The following is an 18,710-nucleotide window of genomic DNA, read 5'->3' on the forward strand; positions in this document are numbered from 1 at the left end:
AACGGATGCCTCACTCCTCGTCCTCTGGCTCGACGCAAGGCTGCCAGTCCCACAGACGGTTCATCGTTGAAAAAAGGAAGGATGCTGACCAGGCAATCAGCAAGAGCCCGTTGAGGGCCTCGACACCGGCAAGAAACCGCAGATGACCGGTCGGGACGATATCTCCGATCCCGAGCGATGTGTACATGACGGTCGAGAAATATAGGTAGTCGAGCGGGTGTGCCATGTCAGACCCCTCGAAGTCACCGATCCCGAACCACGCCCCCGCAATCCAGAAGCCGCCCGCGAATAGCCCGATCTGAAACAGATGCGTGACGAACAGCAGGCTCACGATGGACAGCACGCGTGTATGCGACCGCATCGGAACAGACGCCATGCGACCTGAGCAGAAGCGCAGGGATGCCAGATGCAGATAGGCTGTGGTGACGAAGAGCGCGGCGGAAATAGCTATCGAAATTAACAACTTACGATCCGTGTATTGATACTGTTGACCGCAATATGGGTGGCGTCCCGATGCGTCTAATCAAATTAGCATCGGCAATCTTTGGACTCTAGGTACAGTTTTTCGATCATGGCCCCGATGGAGCGATTCCAGAACGTCACGTCGGAGAAACAGGCGGCAATCCTTGATGCCGCGGCGGCGGAGATCGCGACACATGGCCTGTCCGGCGCCTCGATAAATCGCGGCAGCCCGGATGAGCAAATCGTCCTTCCACCATTACTTCGAAGGCAAGTACGATCTCTATGCCGCCGTGACGCAACGGGCGCTTGACGACCTGGTTGCCGCCATGGCGCCCGGCGCACTGCCGGCTACGAGCTTGGAATATTGGGCGATGTGGGAGGCCGTGTATAGGGCGTTTCTGCAGTGCCAGTTGACAGACCACGTCCTGGCGGCCCTGAACTGGAGCGCGATCAGCGCCCGCGCCGCCGGCACGGCACACCCTGCGCTCGAGATACTGGCAGGCCAGATGCGTCGGTGGCTCGAAGCGCTGATACTGCGGGGCCAGGCGCTAGGTGCGGTGCGAACCGATTTGCCGCAGGATCTGCTTCTCGACACCACCTTCAGGCTGCTCGAGGGCGGCGACCGTTGGTTTGCAGCAACCTGGAGCGAGATGTCCGAAGCCCGCGTCGCCGCACCGCGTCGCGGATCGTCCTCCTCTTGCGCGACATGGCCGAACACAAGGGAGACTAGGAATGAGTTTCGCCATGGAGCAGGGCTTCACCGCGGACGCGACTGGTGCTGCTCGGCCACTGAAACTGGCGCTCCTCTTCTCGATCCTTGGCGAGGCTGTGGTCCTCCTCGTCTGAGGCTTCTACCTTTTCCCCGAGGGCAGCTGGTTCAACAAGGCTATGTGGACCCCGGTCTATTGCGGCGTTGGAATGGGCGGTGCATTCGGCGCGGTCGTGGTGTTTGGTCTTCTGGGCCGTGTGGATGGCTGGTGTGCGGTTGGGCTGACAGTGCTGCCGGCAACGGTGATGCTGGGGCTGTTTTGCAACACGCTGTGCCTGAGGCTTGATCTGACCTTCGGCTATTTCGGTGCCCAAGGCGCGGGCTTTCTGTTCATGCTCAATGGCATCGCTATGTCCGCCTTGGGCGGCGCCGTCCTTGGTTGTATGACATTCACCGAGCGGGGGCGGACCTTCCGGCCGCACTGGCTGAAGTGACCCGCGGCCAGCGCCTGTCCCGCCCAGCGTTCCGCCCGGTCGTGCGCGCGGCGAGATGGCAAAGGGCCGTTTCACCCGGGCCGAAATCCGCGCACTCCTCACAGACACAACAGACACATGGGCCCGGTTCGAGGGGCACACGACCGAAATCCCGTACGCAAGCAGCGCGGGTGCGCGGCTCCGGCTTCTGAATGGAGCGCTGATCATCGCCGCCATTCGGTCCGCCATCGAACGTGGCGTGGAACGTGACTATGCCATCGAACTGGTCGGCGATGCGGCCTGGATCATTTACCGTTGCTTCATGGACAATCCGGACGCGGTTGTTTGGCTGACAACCGCGCCGACGAGGAACAACAAAGGAAACCAGGTGCCCGCAAGTTCGGCGACCTGGCCGGTCAACGCGAAGATACCGGCACCGATCATCACTCCGGTCCCCATCGAAACTGCGCCAGTCAGCGATATGCTGTTTTTCTGATAGTCCGTCGTCACGCCGGAATCCTTGCTTTTGTCCTGATTGCGTTGAGATCAGGCCAGATCGATCGCTTTCTTCAGCATGTCACGCACATCTGCTGCGACAGCGTGAAGGCCAGCGTTGTCGACCGCTGCCATCGAGGCAACGGGATCGATGGCGCTTAGTTCTGTCCCGCCTTCGACGGCGCGCAGGATTACGTTACATGGAAGCATCGCACCGATCCGAGGCTCCAGACCGATGGCCTTGTGGGCCATGTTCGGGTTGCATGCACCGAGAATGCGATAACCGTCCATCTCGGCACCAATCTTCTTCTTCATCGTTTCCTTGACATCGATTTCGGTAAGTACGCCGAATCCTTGTTCCTTGAGCGCGTCACGCGTACGGGCATCTGCCTCGTCGATTGGCACGTTGGGAAGAAGACGGTCGTAGGTGTATTTCATTTCATATCCTCACGTTGACTGTGACCGGGACCGGCGGGACGGACGTTTGCGTGTGGTTCAGGCCAAATGAGCGTCTTAAGCTACCTCGAGAAGCTCGGAATCGTAGCCCGCGTCCTTGATAGCGACCTTGATATCCGAGGCCGGCAAGTCGCTGTTGATCTCCACGGTCTTGCTCGCCAGATCGCAGGCAATTTCCACATCAGGATCGGCGCTTTTCACGGTCTTTTCGATCGCCGCGACGCAATGACCGCAGCTCATTTCGGGAACGCTGAATTTCATTTTTTGGTCTCCACAGGTCTTGGATGGCTGGAAGATAGAGGTTCCACCAACTGGAGGGTCAAGCGAACTTGGCTGGTTATAAAAAAATCGCATCCCTACCCTTGACCTTCCAGTGACTGGAACAATTATTTTCCGTGAAACAATTCTGAATTGGAGACGTCGATGAACGGCAATCAGTCTGTTTCGCTTTCCATCGAAGGCATGTCGTGCGCGTCCTGTGTGGGACGGGTCGAGCGCGCGCTTTCTGGAATCGAAGGTGTCCGCGATGTTTCAGTCAATCTGGCAAACGAAACGGCCAGGTTGACGATAGAAGACCCGGATCGGCTTGCTGAGGCCGCCAACAAGCTGGACGAACTCGGTTATCCGGCACGGCGGGCAAGCGTCACGCTGAACATCGAATCGATGTCATGTGCATCCTGTGTCGGACGGGTGGATCACGCGATCGCCGCCGTGCCGGGTGTTCTCGATGTCAACGTGAATCTGGCATCCGAAACCGCTACTGTCACATATCTTGAAGGGGCGACCGGCCCCGCCGAATTCATCGCGGCGGCGGCCGAAATCGGTTATCCGGCGGAAATCGCCGAAGCTTCCAGTTCAAGCGACCGTGTGGCCCGCAAGGAGGAAGAAGCCAGAGAGATCAAGCGCCGCACCATGTTGGCGGCTGTTCTTGCCTTGCCTGTGTTCGTGATGGAGATGGGCAGCCATGTGATTCCTGGAATGCACGCATTCATCGGAGGCACGATCGGTCATCAGACCAGCTGGATTATCCAGTTCCTGCTGACCACAGCCGTGCTGCTCGGACCGGGGAGGGTGTTCTACCTCAAAGGTATCCCATCTCTCATCAAGGGGGCCCCGGACATGAACAGCCTCGTCGCGGTCGGAACTGGCGCGGCCTACATTTACTCCGTCATTGCGACATTCCTGCCCTGGCTTCTTCCGGATGCCGTTCGCGCGGTTTATTTCGAAGCCGCAGCGGTGATCGTGGTGCTGATCCTGTTGGGACGGTTCCTGGAGGCGCGGGCAAAGGGCCGTACCGGCGCAGCCATCCAGAAGCTTCTTGGCCTTCAGGTGAGAACCGCGCGCGTTCTGCGCGATGGTGAGCCGGTCGAAGTACCCATCGAGGAAATACGACTTGGCGATGTTCTCCTTGTGCGCCCGGGCGAGCGGATTGCCGTAGACGGCGAACTCGTGGAAGGCGAGAGCCACGTCGATGAGAGCATGATCACCGGGGAGCCGGTACCAGTCACCAAGGCAACTGGAGGTCCGGTAACCGGCGGCACGGTCAACGGGGCTGGAAGCTTCCGCTTCCGGGCAACGCGTGTGGGCGCCGATACGACCCTTTCCCAGATCATTCGTATGGTAGAAGAAGCGCAGGGTGCGAAGTTGCCGATCCAAGGCCTCGTCGACCGGATCACGCTCTGGTTCGTTCCTGCGGTCATGGCGATCGCTGCATTGACGGTCTTGATTTGGCTGATCTTCGGCCCCGAGCCGGCGCTGACCCTTGCGCTGGTGGCAGGCGTGTCTGTCCTCATCATCGCATGCCCCTGTGCGATGGGTCTTGCCACGCCAACGTCGATCATGGTCGGCACCGGACGCGCGGCCGAGATGGGTGTTCTGTTCCGCAAGGGCGACGCATTGCAGATCCTCAGTTCGGTCGACGTGGTCGCATTCGACAAGACCGGCACTCTCACCGAAGGTCGTCCGGAACTCGTCGACGTGATCGTGGCCGAAGGATTCGACCGCGCCGATGTGCTGGCCCGCGTCGCCATGGTCGAAGAGCAGTCGGAACACCCCATTGCCGAAGCGATCGTTCGCGGCGCGCGTCGTGAAGGAGCAGCGCGTCATGAGGTGTCGGAATTCAACTCCATGACGGGTTACGGGGTTCGCGCCCGCGTCGGAACGACCGAGGTTCTGGTTGGCGCCGACCGGCTGATGCAGCGCAAGGGCCTGGACCTGGGTGCTCTGGCCGCCGAGGAAGCGCAACTGGCCAGGCGCGGTCACACTGCCCTCTACGCCGCGATTGATGGAAAGGTGGCGGCGGTATTCGGCGTGGCGGATCCAGTGAAATCCGCAAGCGCTGCGGCCATACAGGAGTTGCACAAGCTCGGATTGAAAGTGGCTATGATCACGGGCGACAAGCCGGAGACCGCCGAAGCCATCGCAAGGGAAACCGGAATCGATCATGTGATCGCCAGAGTTCTTCCCGACGGTAAGGTCGCTGCGCTCGACGAACTACGCAGCAAGGGCCAAAGGATCGCTTTTGTCGGCGATGGCATAAACGACGCGCCAGCGCTCGCCCATGCCGATGTCGGGATCGCAATCGGAACCGGGACTGACGTCGCCATCGAATCCGCCGACGTCGTACTGATGTCAGGCGACCTTCGCGGCGTGGTCAACGCATTCGAGGTTTCCCGCCGGACGATGCGCAATATCCGCGAGAATCTTTTCTGGGCGTTCGGATACAACACTGCCCTGATCCCGGTCGCGGCCGGCGTACTATATCCGACGTTCGGTGTGCTTCTGTCACCCATTTTGGCAGCAGGCGCTATGGGACTATCTTCTGTCTTTGTGCTGACGAACGCGTTGCGGTTGCGGCGGATCGCTCCGGCAATGGATGAAAGGGCTTCGGCCCACCCAACTCCGGCGCGACTCGTGCCGGCGCCGGCCGAATGAGAAGGAAACTGACGATGAATATTGGTGATGTCTCACGAATTTCAGGCCTGCCCGCGAAGACGATACGCTACTATGAGGACATCGGCCTCATCCGGCCGCTAAGGGGCGAAAACGGCTATCGCAGTTTCCAAGACAAGGATCTGCACAAGCTGGCGTTTCTCGGCCGCGCCCGTGCATTGGGCTTCACGATCGAGGATTGTCGGAACCTGCTGGCTCTCTATGAGGATGATGGACGGGAGAGCGCTGCCGTGAAGCATATCGCCGAAGACCATTTGGCGCGGATCGACGAAAAGATCGCGCAGCTCCGTTCCATGCGGGCCACTCTCGCTGAACTCGTCAATGCTTGTGCGGGTGACCATCGTCCGGACTGCCCGATACTTAATGATCTTGGCCATGGAGATCGACCTGCAAGCGACCAATTGAAAAAGCCAGCAGGTAATTGCAGCCACTAAATCCACCTCCAATGGAGGCCGACATTTAAAAGCCTTCACCGGTCGGAAAACGGTAGGTCAGGGTCGCGTTGATAGAGATCAAGGATCGCTTCGTTTTTGCGAGTAAGCTGAAAAAAAGTAGGTTATGAAATGACCGTCAAAGCCCAAAGAGAAGCCCGATTGAGAGCGCTGCCGCGTTCGCGGTCGGTATTGTGGGCGATGATAGCAATGTTCTACGTCCTCGCGCCGTTATTCCACCAATTTAGCGAGAACATTGACACTGGTTTGCACGCGGTCATCAGCGTGAGCCATTCATATGATGGTTCCGATGGCAATCGCGTTGTACCTGCTAATTCCAAGGTATGCAGTACGGCCAGTCATTGCCTGTTACCGGCTGTTCTCCTGGCCGGATTTTCTGGCATTGACGCAGGTCGTCAGCGTCAGCACTTTATTACAAAACTTCTTCCCGATCGGCTGTTCCTGTCGTTTCCATCTCCCCCTCCAAAGTCTGCCTGAAACATAGGGTAACCCTGTCCGGCTGACGATGGCGCCAACCCGCGTGAGCGAATACTGAGCGCCACTGCGGCTCTTTCCGCAATAGCTCAAAAGTCTGCCTTGCCCCGTCGGATCTGCGATAGCGCCCGCTGAAATGCAGGACGCAGTTCGCATTCGTCGCCCCTGTCGGTTCGGACAAAGCCGAAAATGCAACAGCCCGTGCGGGCGATGCATAAGGAGCGGATAATGGAAGCAATAATATATTTTCTCGTCTGGGCCGGACTGATCCTGCTCATGATGCGGTTTGGCTGTGGCGCTCATGTAATGGGACATGGCCACAACTCTCGAACAAAGCAGTCGGAGGGAGGTAGCAATACTGATCTGCGCTGGATTGCGCCTGAAAGTGCCATTGATCCCGTGTGCGGGATCACAGTCCATACGAATGCGGCGAAGTCCGCAGTGCATGACGGGCACGTGTTCTACTTCTGCTCGCGAGAATGCCGCGAACGCTTTGAGGCGGCACCTGATACATATCTAAATCAGGAATCTGCGACCTTGGAGACAGGGGGGGCCGTTCATGGCTGACTCACGCAACTCCAGTCCGGGCTATGCGATCAGGGTCGCTCCGCAGGCGTCGAACACACCGCGTATTCCGGTCATCGCTTTCGGCATGAGCCTTGGCTTGTTTCTGGCGATCACGTTCGTCCTGTGCGTCGGCTTTGACCTCATCTTTCCGGGAATGGCGATGTACCAGACATGGCTGAAACTTCTTCCCGGATTCACCTGGTTGAGTGTCCCGAGCTTCCTGCTCGGTCTGGTCGAGGCATTTGCCTACGGCTGGTATGTCGCGCTGATTTTCGGCCCTCTCTTCAACTACTTTGCGGCACGCAGGTTCCGTTGAACACGGCCATATTAATGGAGACCAAAATGAAAACAGAAATGAAATTCGCGTTAGCGACAGCAACTCTGACTTTGCTCGGAACCGTGCCGACATTCGCGACCACCGTCTACATTCCAGAGGGGAGCGCTGGAGAAATCCTTGTTGTGGATGCCGACACCGGTTCGGTCGAGGCGCGCTGGCCAGGTTTTGAGGCTGTCCACGGTCTGGCCGGAGCACCAGGCGCACGTTACATCGTTGCGGGCAGCTATTCCGAGGTGGCGAAAGAAGAAGCAGAGGCGCCGGCGAAACCGGAAGGCGTATCGCAAGACGAACACCAAGCGCATCACGCCCCTAGGGCGGCGAGTGTCATGCCCAAAGATGCCGGAGTAAGCATTCTGACGATAGTCGAAGCAAAGACCGGCGCGGTAGTGCGCCGGATTGAGGTTCCCGGCGCCGTCCATCACGTGGCTATGTCTCCGGACGGCCGCTACGCCGCAGTGACACATCCGACCACAGACGGGATCAGTATCATCGATCTCGACACCTTGGCATTCAAAGCGTTCGTGCCGACTGGAACGAGCCCAAACTATGCCGTGTTTGCGCGCGATGGTAGATCGGTATTCGTTACGAACGCCGACAGCGGAACCACTAGTGAGGTTGACGTCGACAAGACGTTCGTCAAGCGCAATATCCTTTCCGGCGAGGCGCCGGAGCATGTTGTCATGTCGCACGATGGCAAGCGGCTCTATGTCGCCGATGCCTATGCCGGCAAGGTCCACGAGGTCATCATCTCGGACGGGAACATTTCCCGGTCTCTGGATGTCGGTGGCGAAATCCATGGGCTTGATCTGTCGGACGATGATGGGACGCTATTCGTTAGCGGCAAGCGCGACGACAAGATTGCCGCTATTGACCTGAGCAGCGGCAAAGCAAAATTCGCAGCCTTAGCTCCCGCCCCCTATCACCTGACGACAATAGCCGGGACGAACAGCCTCTACGTCTCAAGTCGCGAAGAGCCCAAGGTCTGGATCGTCGACCAGGAAAACCTCGCAGTAACGGGCGAGATCGCTGTTTCAGGTGAAGGTCACGAAATGGTGGTGCTCCCCTAAGAGCAGCCGGAAAAACGAAAGGAGACTGTCATGTACAGATATGCAACTTCAAACGCCATGACTTCAGCCCTTCTCGGTGGAGCGATCATGTTCGGCCTGGTGACCGCTTCGTTGGGCCAGGAAAGCGGCATGATGGACGACGGTATGGTGAGCCCGGGTTTGATGAATCCTCAAATGAATCCGATACGAGGCAAGCAGCTGTTCGCGAGCAAGGGATGCGTTGTGTGCCATTCGATAAACGGCGTCGGCGGCGAGGACGCTCCGGCCCTTGATGCGTCGGCGATGCCCCTACCGATGAATCCGTTCGAATTTGCCGCGCGCATGTGGCGGGGTGCAGAGGCGATGGTCGCAATGCAGCGTGACGAACTCGGTGCGCCGATCGAGCTCGACGGTAGCGAACTGGCCGACATCATTGCGTTTGTCCACGATGCCGACGTTCAGGCCGAATTCTCCGAAGAGGACATTCCCGAGCGTATCGAGGATCTGATGCACGAATCCGATGACGAGTAGACGCCATCGCGGCGGTGGCGGTGCGTAGTCCGCCATGCGGACCTTGAAACAGGAGCGAGAGGGAACGCCGGACAATCCGGCGTGAACTCCGTCCAAAGCGCAAGGAGCAATAATATGTCCGCAATAGTCTCAGATGCCGACAAGTCGGTTACCAAACGCGATTTCATTTACGTTGCAACAGGGGCGATGGTAGTCGTGGGAGTAGGGGCGTTCGCCTGGCCGTTTATCGACAGCATGAATCCCTCGGCAAGTGTACGAAGCCTCGCAACGGTCGAAATCCCGTTGGGCGACATTGAGGTCGGCCAGCGAGTGACGGTCATGTGGCGTGGCCGTCCTGTGTTTGTCGACAGACGGACGAAAGCTCAAATCGATGCGGCAGTCGCTGACGACGATGCTGATCTTATCGATCCTCAAAGCGATGCAGATCGTGTGCAGAATCCCGAGTGGCTGATCGTGGTTGGGGTGTGCACGCATCTCGGCTGCATCCCACTCGGGCAGAAGGATTCCGATCCAAGGGGCAATTGGGGTGGCTGGTACTGCCCGTGCCACGGTTCACAATACGACACGTCCGGGCGTGTAAGGCGGGGCCCTGCACCCAAGAACCTCGTCGTTCCGCCCTACGAGCTTATGGACGGCGAGAGCGTCGTTATCGGCTGATCTGAGAGAGGAGGAGACAAAGTGACAAAATCTCCCGCAAATGCTTTGCGATTTCTCGGTGCAACCGGAACAGTAACCGGATCGCGATACCTTCTCGAAGCGAACGGACGGCGAATCCTGATCGATTGCGGTTTGTTCCAAGGGTTCAAACAACTGCGCCGGCGCAATTGGCTGCCGTTCCCCGTCCGCCCCGGTTCGATCGATGCGGTACTCCTGACACATGCGCATCTCGATCACTCGGGATATCTGCCGGCGCTAGTGCGCGACGGGTTCGAGGGGCCGGTTTATTGTACGGAATCGACGGTGGAACTTTGCGGGCTCCTGCTGCCAGACAGCGGTCACCTTCAAGAAGAAGATGCAAAGTATGCCAAGCGCAAACGCTATTCGAAGCATGCCGATCCGAGGCCGCTCTACACGTTGAAGGACGCGGAAAGCGCTGTTGATAGCCTGGAGGCGAAGGAATTTGATCGCCGCTTCGACCTCGGAAACGGGATAACGGCGGAATTCGTGCCTGCAGGCCATTTGCTCGGCGCAGCGCAGATCCGGATTGAGATCGATGGCCGTTCTATTCATTTCAGCGGCGATCTCGGGCGCAACTCCGATCCGCTAATGCGCGCACCTCGGTCGTTGCGCGAAGTCGACGTCCTCATCTGCGAGTCGACCTACGGCAACCGAAAGCACGCCAACATTGATCCGAAAGCGGAATTGGCGCCGGTCATCAACCGTGTCTGCTCCCGCGGCGGCGTAATCCTAATTCCGGCTTTCGCGATCGGCCGTGCGCAGGGTGTGATGTATCACATCGCGCGGCTGCGGAAACGCGGCGAAATTCCTTATTTGCCGGTCTATTTGAACAGTCCCATGGCCGTCGATGCGACCGAAATCTATCACAATCATCACGAAGAGCATCACGTCACCTGGGACGACTGCGTTGCAATGTTTAGGCTTGCCGAACGCGTACGCTCCGTAGCGGAATCCAAGGAGCTAAACACGCGCAGGGGGCCGATGATCATAATCTCTGCAAGCGGAATGCTGAGTGGAGGTAGGGTGTTGCATCACCTCGCCAGCTTCGGCACCGACCCGAAGAATGCCATTCTGCTCTCCGGTTATCAGGCTGGCGGCACGCGTGGCGCGGCGCTCGTCGGCGGAGCCAGGACCCTGCGCATGTTCGGTCGCGAAGTCGAGATCAATGCGGAGGTGGTGCAAATGGAGAGTTTTTCCGGTCACGCCGATGTCGACGAAATCATGACCTGGCTGACTGGCGCAGCCCGTCCTCCGGCGATGACCTATCTTACGCATGGAGAACCGGATGCGGCAGATGCGTTGCGCTGGCGCATCGAGCATGAGTTGGGCTGGCACGTACGCGCACCGGAACATCTTGAACGGATCAGTCTGGACCATCCGAAATGAACCAGAGCCACAACGTTCTTCGCATTCTTAGGGCGCGCGTTGATACTTATCAGCAACCGATTGTATTTATGCGTTCGGATTGTCACGTCTGTTCCTCGGAGGGATTCTCCGCTTTGACACGTGTCAGGATAGCCTGCGGCGCTCGGTCCGTCGTTGCGACCCTCAACGTTGTTCATGACGAGGATTGGATCCCGCACGGCACCGCGCTTCTGTCGGAAGCGGCCTGGAAGGCCTTGGCACCTTCCGAAAACGCAACCGCGGCGTTCACGCATCCCGACCCTCCGCAATCCGCTTCGGCGCTGCGCGCGAAGGTGTTCGGTATAAAACTGATACAGGACGACTTCCTCTCAATCATCCGCGATGCATTGGCCGGCAATCTCTCCGATCTCGAATTGGCGGCGTTCGTCACGGCGTGCGCGGGGGATCGCCTCGACCTCGACGAGACCATCGCCTTGACGAAAGCGATGCTGGCGGTTGGCGAGCGCATCGATTGGGGCGCCGGCTATGTCCTCGACAAACATTGTGTCGGCGGATTGCCGGGCAACCGCACGACGCCAATCGTTGTGGCGATAATAGCTGCGGCGGGAAAACGAATCCCCAAGACCTCGTCGCGCGCCATCACGTCTCCGGCGGGTACTGCCGACACGATGGAAACCATGGCGCCGGTGAGCCTCAACCTCGCCGCCATGCGCAAGGTCGTCGAGAAGGAAGGCGGCTGCGTCGTCTGGGGCGGACATGTCCGACTGAGTCCCGCCGACGACGTCCTTGTTCGGGTCGAACGCCCGCTCGATTTCGACAGCGCGGGACAGCTTGTCGCCAGCGTCTTGTCGAAGAAGGCGGCTGCCGGATCGAGTCACGTACTGATCGACATTCCGGTCGGACCGACGGCGAAGATTCGCACGGACAGTAGCGCGAGCGCGCTTTCCGGCCGGTTGGCCGCGACGGCGGAAGTGCTTGGGCTGCAACTTCGCGTGGCCAGGACAGATGGCATACAGCCGGTCGGATTCGGTATTGGCCCGGCCCTCGAGGCGCGCGATGTGTTGGCCGTGCTGCGCGGCGAGCCGTTCGCGCCAAGCGACCTTCGCGAGCGCGCCGTTCTGTTGGCGGGGGCGCTCCTGGATATGGCACCCGACGGAAACGGTACCGGAAAAATGCGCGCGCATCAGTTGCTTGACAGCGGCGAGGCCCTGGCAAAGTTCATCGCCATCTGCGACGCGCAGGGAGGTTTTCGGGAACCCGGTGCCGCCGCGTATAGATTTCCGTTCCCGGCAAGCACGACCGGGAAGGTCGCGAGCATCGACAATCGCCGGTTGACAAAAGTCGCCAAACTCGCAGGTGCCCCATCGAACGCCGAAGCGGGAGTGTTTTGCCGTCTAAAGGTAGGAGATCGGGTCGACATCGGCGACAGGCTGTTTGAAATCTGCGCGAATACGCCAGGTGCGCTCGACTATGCCTTGGAGTTTGCGGCCGCCCATGACGGTATCGTCGAGGTGAGGGACGAGGAATGAAGCCCCTCCTTCTGTCCTTTCCCGATGATCGCGATCTGGCCCGCGAAATTGCGAATTGCATCGGAGCTGAAACCGGACGACTCGTCTGGCACCGCTTTCCCGATGGCGAGTCCCTGGTATCGATCGACGAGGCCGTGAAGGGGCGAGACGTCATCCTCGTCGCATCTTTAAGGCATCCGGACCGGATCGCGCTGCCATTGCGGTTCGTTGTCATGACCGCGCGAGAATTCGGAGTGCGTTCACTCGGCCTCGTTGCACCCTATCTCGCCTATATGCGCCAGGACAGGAGGTTCCATCCGGGCGAGGCAGTCAGTGCGCCTCTCTTCGCGCGTTTCCTCGAGGAAGGCGTCGATTGGCTGGTTACCGCCGACCCGCATCTGCACCGCAATCCCGATCTGTCCCGGCTCTTCGAGATTTCTACCAGGACTGTAGCGACCGCCCCGCTGATCGCCGACTGGATCAAGCAGAATGTAACTCGGCCGGTCCTCATCGGACCGGATTCGGAGAGCAAACAGTGGGTCGCAAGCATAGCGGCACGGATCGACGCGCCTTACCAGATACTCGAAAAGACGCGACGCGGTGATCGCGATGTTTCGATAAGCATTCCAGATTTCTCGCAAGCCGAAAAAGGGACGCCGGTGATCGTGGACGACATCGTGTCGTCGGGCAGAACGATGATCGAGACAGCCGGACATCTCCGGGAACTCGGTCTTCCACCCGCTATATGCGTGATTATCCATCCGGTTTTTGCCGGAAATGCCTACGAGGAACTGCTCGATGCCGGCGTGGCGTCATTGGTGAGTACCAATTCAATCGCGCATCGATCGAACGCGATTTCGATCGCCGGTCCGTTGGCATCCGCCATAGGCGAACTTTCGAATTTCCAAATCAGAAAGCACGGAGACAAGAATTGAAAATGAAATTGAACCTCCCGAAGATATTTGTTCTCGGATTCTTTGCGCTCGGAGCGGCCGTCCTACTCTCGAAATTTTTCCGGGGTGAACCCGAAACAGCGATTGTGGCCGTATCGATGCCGGAACTGTCGAGTGAAGCAAGCGTTGGTCAGATACTCTTCAACAACAACTGTGCCAGTTGCCATGGCGATCGTGCATCCGGAACGGACAAAGGGCCTCCGCTGATCCACGACATTTACAATCCGGGACATCACTCGGATGATGCGTTCTATCTGGCAGCCATGAATGGTGTGGTCCAGCATCACTGGCCATACGGCAATATGCCGAAGCAGGAGCAGGTCACGCCGGACGAGGTGGCGAAGATCGTCCAATATGTTCGCGAGTTGCAGGTCGCCAACGGTATAACGTTCAAACCGCACAACATGTGACACGACAAGGAGCGATTGCGATGACCTCCCAGCACGAGCACCATTATCACACGGCGGACGCCGAAGGCACCTCTTCGGCCGGCCAAGGCCAGTATGACGAAGTTCCGGCTGGATATAGCGGACCCGTCTATACCTGCCCAATGCACCCTCAAGTGCGCCGGACGCATTCCGGATCTTGCCCGATATGCGGCATGGGGCTGGAACTGGAATCGGCAACTATGGTTGAAGAGGGGCCGAATCCCGAACTTGTCGATTTCACTCGGCGCTTATGGATTGGCGCGGTCCTGAGTATTCCTCTCCTGATCCTGACCATGGGTCCCTTCGTCGGTCTTTCCGGCGTTCGGGAGATCTTCGGAGAACGAGCAACCTTGTGGATCGAACTTGTGCTCGGCACGCCGGTCGTTCTCTGGTCGGGTTGGCCGTTCCTTGTCCGCGGCTGGAACTCCTTCCGCACGATGAATCTGAACATGTTTAGTCTGATCGCGATGGGCGTCATGGCGGCATGGACATTCAGTGTCGTCGCCGTGCTGTTTCCAGGTATTTTCCCCGATGGCTTCCGAGATCCAGAAGGTCATGTGGGCGTTTATTTCGAAGCCGCAGCCGTCATCGTCACCTTGGTGCTCCTCGGGCAGGTGATGGAACTGCGCGCTCGTGAGGGTACCGGCAAGGCGATCCGGGCACTCCTCGATATGGCGGCAAAGACGGCCCGCGTGATACGCGACGACGGCACGGAAGAGGAAATTCCGCTCGAACATGTTGGGGTTGGCGACCGCATTCGCGTGCGTCCCGGCGACAAGGTTCCCGTGGATGGCGTGGTGGTCGATGGTCGTTCATCGATCGACGAAAGCATGATCACCGGCGAACCCGTTCCGGTCGAGAAAGTTTCAGGCGATCCAGTGACGGGCGCAACCATCAACGGCACTGGCAGCCTTATTATGGAAGCTACACGCGTCGGCGCCGACACGATGCTGAGCCAGATCGTCGAAATGGTCGCCAACGCACAACGGTCCCGGGCGCCAATCCAGAAATATGCCGACAAGGTATCCGGCTATTTCGTGCCGGCGGTGATCGCTATCGCTGTACTTGCTTTCCTGGGCTGGGCGTTTTGGGGCCCGGAACCCGCCCTTTCATATGCGCTCATCGCCGCGGTCGCGGTACTGATCATAGCCTGTCCCTGCGCCCTCGGTCTCGCCACCCCAATGTCGATCATGACGGCAACGGGACGCGGAGCTCAAGCAGGCGTGCTCATAAAGAATGCGGAGGCGCTCGAGAGGTTCGAGAAAGTTGATACGCTAATCGTCGACAAGACAGGCACGTTGACCGAAGGCAAGCCGCGATTGGTGGCGGTCCTGGCGGAGAACGGCCATGACGAGACCGAAGTGCTGCGTCTGGCGGCGTCCCTTGAACGGGGTTCGGAACACCCGCTCGCCGAAGCCATCGTAAGGGGAGCCGAAGAGCGAGGCGTGGAGATGGCCGCGGCCGGCGACTTCGAGGCCGTTACCGGCAAAGGCGTCAAGGGTACAGTGGATGGCAGAGCCGTGGCGCTCGGCAATCTCGCGATGATCCGCGAGCTTGGCCTGGAGGCGGGGGACTTGACCGAAAAAGCCAATGGCCGCCGCGATGAAGGCGAGACGGTCATGTTCGTCGTCGTCGACAATGGCGTCGCCGGACTCGTATGCGTCGCCGATCCGGTAAAAGAAACAACCCCCGACGCGCTGAAGGCTCTGCATGAACTTGGATTCCGCATCATCATGGCGACCGGAGATAACGAACGAACGGCGAAAGCCGTTGCTGCGCGCCTGGGCATTGACGAGATCCGCGCCGACGTGCTTCCCGAAGACAAGGCGCGCATCATCCAGGAATTGCAGCAGCAGGGTCGCAAGGTCGCGATGGCCGGCGACGGCGTGAACGACGCTCCGGCTCTGGCTCAGGCCGACGTGGGAATTGCGATGGGAACCGGCGCCGATGTCGCGATCGAAAGCGCTGGATTTACCTTGGTCAAAGGAAATCTCGACGGGATCGTCAGGGCCCGCCGTCTGGCCCACGGGACCATGCGCAACATACGGCAGAACCTGTTTTTCGCCCTGATCTACAATACGTTGGGCGTTCCGGTAGCTGCAGGCGTTCTCTTCCCGTTCTTCGGCATCCTGATTAGTCCGATGTTCGCCGCCTTCGCGATGAGCGCTTCTTCGATCTCTGTTGTCGTCAATTCGCTCAGACTGCGGCAACTGGATTTGAGATCCTGACGGAGTCGTTGTCCTGGTCTTGTCGGAAATCGGTCGCGGCCAAGCTTGTCGTTATTGACTCGGTTTCGGCGTGACGTCAGGGTAATTGTTCACACGGTTCCCGCGATGCCGAGCGCGAAGCGGGATGAAAAGGGAATGTGACGGGTGGACCCAGACCGGGCATCCAAATCACAGCCGACCCCGCGACTGTAGAATGGCGCGGCGCCATAACTCCCGAAAACGGGAGCGCCACTGGAGACATCCGGGAAGGCGATAGCGCCGGAAAACCGCCATGAGCCAGGAGACCTGCCATGTGAACGGACGGAGAGACGTTCAAGTTACTGAATGAGCAACACGGAGGTTGTCATGCTCGCAACACAATCTGTTTCGCTGCCGGTTTCGGCATCAGCACGTCTGACGACTGCGCTGTTCGCTGCAATATTTGGCATGGCGTTGCTTTATCTCGCTGCGTTTGCTCATTCGGACGCACTGCACAACGGCGCCCACGACACGCGCCACGCAATCGTCGCGCCCTGCCACTAAGGCGCCACGACGTAGATGTTGACCCGGGTAATTCTGGCCGCGCTTGTCGCGGGATTGCTCGCTGGTGTGTTCGCGACTGCGGCGCAATCAGTGCGGGTTATCCCGTTGATCCTCCAAGCCGAAGCTTATGAAGAGGGGGTGTCACACGCTGAGACCGAGGACGAAGTCTGGGCGCCCGAAGAAGGGTTGCAGCGGACGTTTTTTACGTTGCTCTCGAATCTCGTGACCGGTGTTGCATTCGCACTGATTTTGACGGCTATCATTCTGATATTAGACCAACCGGTGTCGCTCCGGCATGGCGCGCTTTGGGGGGCGGGCGGGTTCGCGGTTTTCGTTCTCGCCCCAAACTTCGGTCTTCCGCCTGAATTGCCCGGTATGGCGTCTGGCGATCTGACCGCAAGACAGGCCTGGTGGATCGCCACGGTCTTGCTCACTGGAGGAGGCCTACTGATTTTCGCGTTCAAGGATTCGGTTTCCTGGATGGGAGCGGGCGTAATGCTTATTGTGGCACCTCACGTATACGGTGCGCCGCAGAACCCAGCAGGTGAATCAGCCGTTCCGGCAGAACTCGCGGCAGAGTTTGCCATCGCGACCGTCGTCACCTCGGCTCTGTTCTGGCTGTTTCTTGGCGCGGTTCTTGGACAGCTTCTCTCGCGCGTGATCGAGGGCCGATCGAGTGAGCCAGGTTAGAATGCCGAGTAAGCTCTTGTCCGACCCTTGTAATGAGAAAAGGCCCAAGCGCCCTTATTCGCTCTTGCAGATCCTGCTGCACTGGCTGGTGGTAATCCTGATTTTTGAGCAATGGTACACGTCGCGCGCAATCCCTCGAACCCACAATCCTCTTCTTCCGCCGTCAGATGCCGATCTCTTGCAGCACGCGCTTCACATCTATGCCGGCATTGTTATTGGCATAGTCATGGCGCTTCGGCGCATGTTGGCATATGCGAGCTACCGTCGGCGGCCGCAAATTCGGCCGCGGTTGACGGAACGCCTGGCATCGATCGTTCACGGTGGGCTCTATTTTGCAGTGTTTTTCCAAGCCGCTACAGGCTTTGTAACGACATATCTCTGGGGCCCCGCGAGGGTTTTCCATGCGTATCTCTGGGATGTCATTCTGATACTTGCGTCTGTCCACATCGCCGCGGCCGTCTATCATCTGATACGCGGCGACGGAGTGCTCCGGCGGATGATCCCGCGGTTTCGATAATTGCGGTTGGTCAAAGCTTTTGGGGCCCTCGGTCGGATTCGAACCTCCATCTTCCCGATTACAATTCGGGTGCTCTACCAAATTGAGCTACGAGGGCTGACGCCGCGTCAATCCTCGTATCCAATCGTGAATAAACCGTTTTCATTCAGAAACTAGCGGTTCACAGGCGCGCAGAGTGCTGCGCGATCAGTTAGGCACCCTTCAGCGTGCCAAGGTTTGACAAGCGAGCTGGGGTCAGCCGTGAAGAGCTCAATCGAGACCAGAGCGACGGAAACCGCGTCTAGCCAAACAAGGGACTCGCTTTCATTGACCTTTCCGGCACTGGAACGTTTATGTGCTGCTCCTCGATCGACAAGGGAGACTGTAAATGCGCAGCATTGCGAACCAGCCTGAATTCGGAGTGGCGGTCTTTTCCTTCCTCCTACATTTCGTCTGGGAATATTTGCAGGCGCCCACCTATGCAGGCATGGCGGATTTGCCGCATTGGGAGGGCGTTAAGCTCTGCACCTCCGCGACCTTCGGCGATGTTGGCTTCGCGCTAACGGCCTTCTGGGCCACCAGCGCTCTGGCGCGGTCGCGATACTGGCTCGTCGCGCCGAGGCCCCTGCATATGCTGGTTTACATGGTCGTTGGCATCACTCTAACGGTTGGTTTCGAATTCCACTACACGCAGATCAGCATGCGCTGGACCTATTCGGACCTGATGCCGCTCGTTCCGCCCTTTGGAACCGGCCTGAGCCCGCTCCTCCAATGGTTGGTGATACCGCCGCTCGTGCTCTGGTTCACGGCAAGGCAGTTGCCGAATCGCAGCGCGCCCCTGAGTCAGTAATCTCCTTGTGTGCACACCTTTCCAAGGAAAATGGGAGA

22 protein-coding genes, 1 tRNA gene and 1 riboswitch are annotated in these 18,710 nt (G+C 58.9%); of the genes, 18 read left to right on the forward strand and 5 right to left on the reverse strand.

Translation table 11 applies throughout. From position 1 onward, the window contains the following. Window positions 1-10: 10 nt before the first annotated feature. Window positions 11-463, reverse strand: a complete 453-nt coding sequence (locus tag LC343_RS22885; RefSeq protein ID WP_223479503.1) for a potassium channel family protein — start codon at window positions 461-463, stop codon at window positions 11-13. Between the two features lie 917 nt (window positions 464-1,380). Here LC343_RS22885 and LC343_RS22890 point away from each other — a divergent pair. Then, window positions 1,381-1,665, forward strand: a complete 285-nt coding sequence (locus tag LC343_RS22890; protein ID WP_223479504.1) for a hypothetical protein — start codon at window positions 1,381-1,383, stop codon at window positions 1,663-1,665. A 288-nt stretch (window positions 1,666-1,953) separates the two neighbouring features. Here the strand turns inward: LC343_RS22890 and LC343_RS22895 are convergent, their stop codons facing one another. From LC343_RS22895 to LC343_RS22905, 3 genes are all read right to left on the reverse strand, one after another. After that, complete coding sequence (locus LC343_RS22895; RefSeq protein ID WP_223479505.1) at window positions 1,954-2,154, reverse strand: hypothetical protein; 201 nt, start codon at window positions 2,152-2,154, stop codon at window positions 1,954-1,956. 36 nt (window positions 2,155-2,190) lie between these two features. Further along, window positions 2,191-2,577 carry a DUF302 domain-containing protein gene (locus LC343_RS22900; protein WP_223479506.1) on the reverse strand — a complete coding sequence of 129 codons (387 nt, stop codon included), beginning with the start codon at window positions 2,575-2,577 and terminating at the stop codon, window positions 2,191-2,193. Window positions 2,578-2,652: 75 nt separating this feature from the next. Beyond that, window positions 2,653-2,856 carry a heavy-metal-associated domain-containing protein gene (locus tag LC343_RS22905; RefSeq protein ID WP_223479507.1) on the reverse strand — a complete coding sequence of 68 codons (204 nt, stop codon included), beginning with the start codon at window positions 2,854-2,856 and terminating at the stop codon, window positions 2,653-2,655. A 162-nt stretch (window positions 2,857-3,018) separates the two neighbouring features. On the opposite strand from LC343_RS22905, the gene LC343_RS22910 reads away from it, so the two are divergent. The 16 genes from LC343_RS22910 (at window position 3,019) to LC343_RS22985 (ending at window position 17,843) form a co-directional block, all read left to right on the forward strand. After that, entirely contained in the window at window positions 3,019-5,529 is a 2,511-nt protein-coding gene (locus LC343_RS22910; protein ID WP_223479508.1) for a heavy metal translocating P-type ATPase, read from the forward strand. Window positions 5,530-5,543: 14 nt separating this feature from the next. After that, on the forward strand, window positions 5,544-5,981 hold the full coding sequence (gene cueR / locus LC343_RS22915; protein ID WP_009452567.1) for a Cu(I)-responsive transcriptional regulator: 438 nt from the start codon (window positions 5,544-5,546) through the stop codon (window positions 5,979-5,981). Window positions 5,982-6,110: 129 nt separating this feature from the next. Beyond that, window positions 6,111-6,476: a hypothetical protein gene (locus LC343_RS22920; protein ID WP_223479509.1), complete on the forward strand. Its 366-nt coding sequence runs from the start codon at window positions 6,111-6,113 to the stop codon at window positions 6,474-6,476. 303 nt (window positions 6,477-6,779) lie between these two features. Then, the gene (locus tag LC343_RS22925; RefSeq protein ID WP_223479526.1) at window positions 6,780-7,040 is read left to right on the forward strand and encodes a YHS domain-containing protein; all 261 of its coding nucleotides are present in this window, start codon (window positions 6,780-6,782) and stop codon (window positions 7,038-7,040) included. Next, window positions 7,033-7,356, forward strand: coding sequence for a DUF5676 family membrane protein (locus tag LC343_RS22930; RefSeq protein WP_223479510.1), 324 nt, complete (start codon window positions 7,033-7,035; stop codon window positions 7,354-7,356). The genes LC343_RS22925 and LC343_RS22930 overlap by 8 nt, the downstream gene beginning before the upstream one ends. 26 nt (window positions 7,357-7,382) lie before the next feature. Next, a complete protein-coding gene (locus LC343_RS22935; RefSeq protein WP_223479511.1) occupies window positions 7,383-8,444 on the forward strand; it encodes a YncE family protein in 1,062 nt (353 codons plus the stop codon). Window positions 8,445-8,531: 87 nt separating this feature from the next. Next, window positions 8,532-8,954, forward strand: coding sequence for a c-type cytochrome (locus tag LC343_RS22940; RefSeq protein ID WP_223479512.1), 423 nt, complete (start codon window positions 8,532-8,534; stop codon window positions 8,952-8,954). 114 nt (window positions 8,955-9,068) lie between these two features. Beyond that, window positions 9,069-9,611, forward strand: coding sequence for a ubiquinol-cytochrome c reductase iron-sulfur subunit (gene petA / locus LC343_RS22945; RefSeq protein ID WP_223479513.1), 543 nt, complete (start codon window positions 9,069-9,071; stop codon window positions 9,609-9,611). Between the two features lie 21 nt (window positions 9,612-9,632). After that, entirely contained in the window at window positions 9,633-11,018 is a 1,386-nt protein-coding gene (locus tag LC343_RS22950; RefSeq protein WP_425416323.1) for an MBL fold metallo-hydrolase RNA specificity domain-containing protein, read from the forward strand. Next, window positions 11,015-12,526, forward strand: coding sequence for a thymidine phosphorylase family protein (locus LC343_RS22955; RefSeq protein WP_223479514.1), 1,512 nt, complete (start codon window positions 11,015-11,017; stop codon window positions 12,524-12,526). Before LC343_RS22950 ends, LC343_RS22955 begins: the two co-directional genes overlap by 4 nt. Further along, window positions 12,523-13,440, forward strand: a complete 918-nt coding sequence (locus tag LC343_RS22960; RefSeq protein WP_223479515.1) for a ribose-phosphate pyrophosphokinase — start codon at window positions 12,523-12,525, stop codon at window positions 13,438-13,440. Before LC343_RS22955 ends, LC343_RS22960 begins: the two co-directional genes overlap by 4 nt. Before the next feature lie 2 nt (window positions 13,441-13,442). Continuing rightward, entirely contained in the window at window positions 13,443-13,868 is a 426-nt protein-coding gene (locus LC343_RS22965; RefSeq protein ID WP_223479528.1) for a c-type cytochrome, read from the forward strand. A 20-nt stretch (window positions 13,869-13,888) separates the two neighbouring features. Continuing rightward, window positions 13,889-16,114: a copper-transporting P-type ATPase gene (locus tag LC343_RS22970; protein WP_223479516.1), complete on the forward strand. Its 2,226-nt coding sequence runs from the start codon at window positions 13,889-13,891 to the stop codon at window positions 16,112-16,114. 77 nt (window positions 16,115-16,191) lie between these two features. Continuing rightward, window positions 16,192-16,421, forward strand: a riboswitch (cobalamin riboswitch). A gap of 38 nt (window positions 16,422-16,459) precedes the next feature. Continuing rightward, window positions 16,460-16,636 carry a CbtB domain-containing protein gene (locus tag LC343_RS22975; protein ID WP_223479517.1) on the forward strand — a complete coding sequence of 59 codons (177 nt, stop codon included), beginning with the start codon at window positions 16,460-16,462 and terminating at the stop codon, window positions 16,634-16,636. A gap of 15 nt (window positions 16,637-16,651) precedes the next feature. Beyond that, entirely contained in the window at window positions 16,652-17,326 is a 675-nt protein-coding gene (locus LC343_RS22980; RefSeq protein WP_223479518.1) for a CbtA family protein, read from the forward strand. 1 nt (window position 17,327) lies between these two features. Next, the gene (locus LC343_RS22985) at window positions 17,328-17,843 is read left to right on the forward strand and encodes a cytochrome b (RefSeq protein ID WP_223479519.1); all 516 of its coding nucleotides are present in this window, start codon (window positions 17,328-17,330) and stop codon (window positions 17,841-17,843) included. Between the two features lie 20 nt (window positions 17,844-17,863). Here LC343_RS22985 and LC343_RS22990 read toward each other — a convergent pair. Next, window positions 17,864-17,940: transfer RNA gene (locus tag LC343_RS22990), tRNA-Thr, on the reverse strand. 270 nt (window positions 17,941-18,210) lie between these two features. On the opposite strand from LC343_RS22990, the gene LC343_RS22995 reads away from it, so the two are divergent. Continuing rightward, window positions 18,211-18,672: a hypothetical protein gene (locus LC343_RS22995; RefSeq protein ID WP_223479520.1), complete on the forward strand. Its 462-nt coding sequence runs from the start codon at window positions 18,211-18,213 to the stop codon at window positions 18,670-18,672. Window positions 18,673-18,710: the final 38 nt, after the last annotated feature.

The organism is Oricola indica (assembly GCF_019966595.1).
GTDB lineage: Bacteria > Pseudomonadota > Alphaproteobacteria > Rhizobiales > Rhizobiaceae > Oricola > Oricola indica.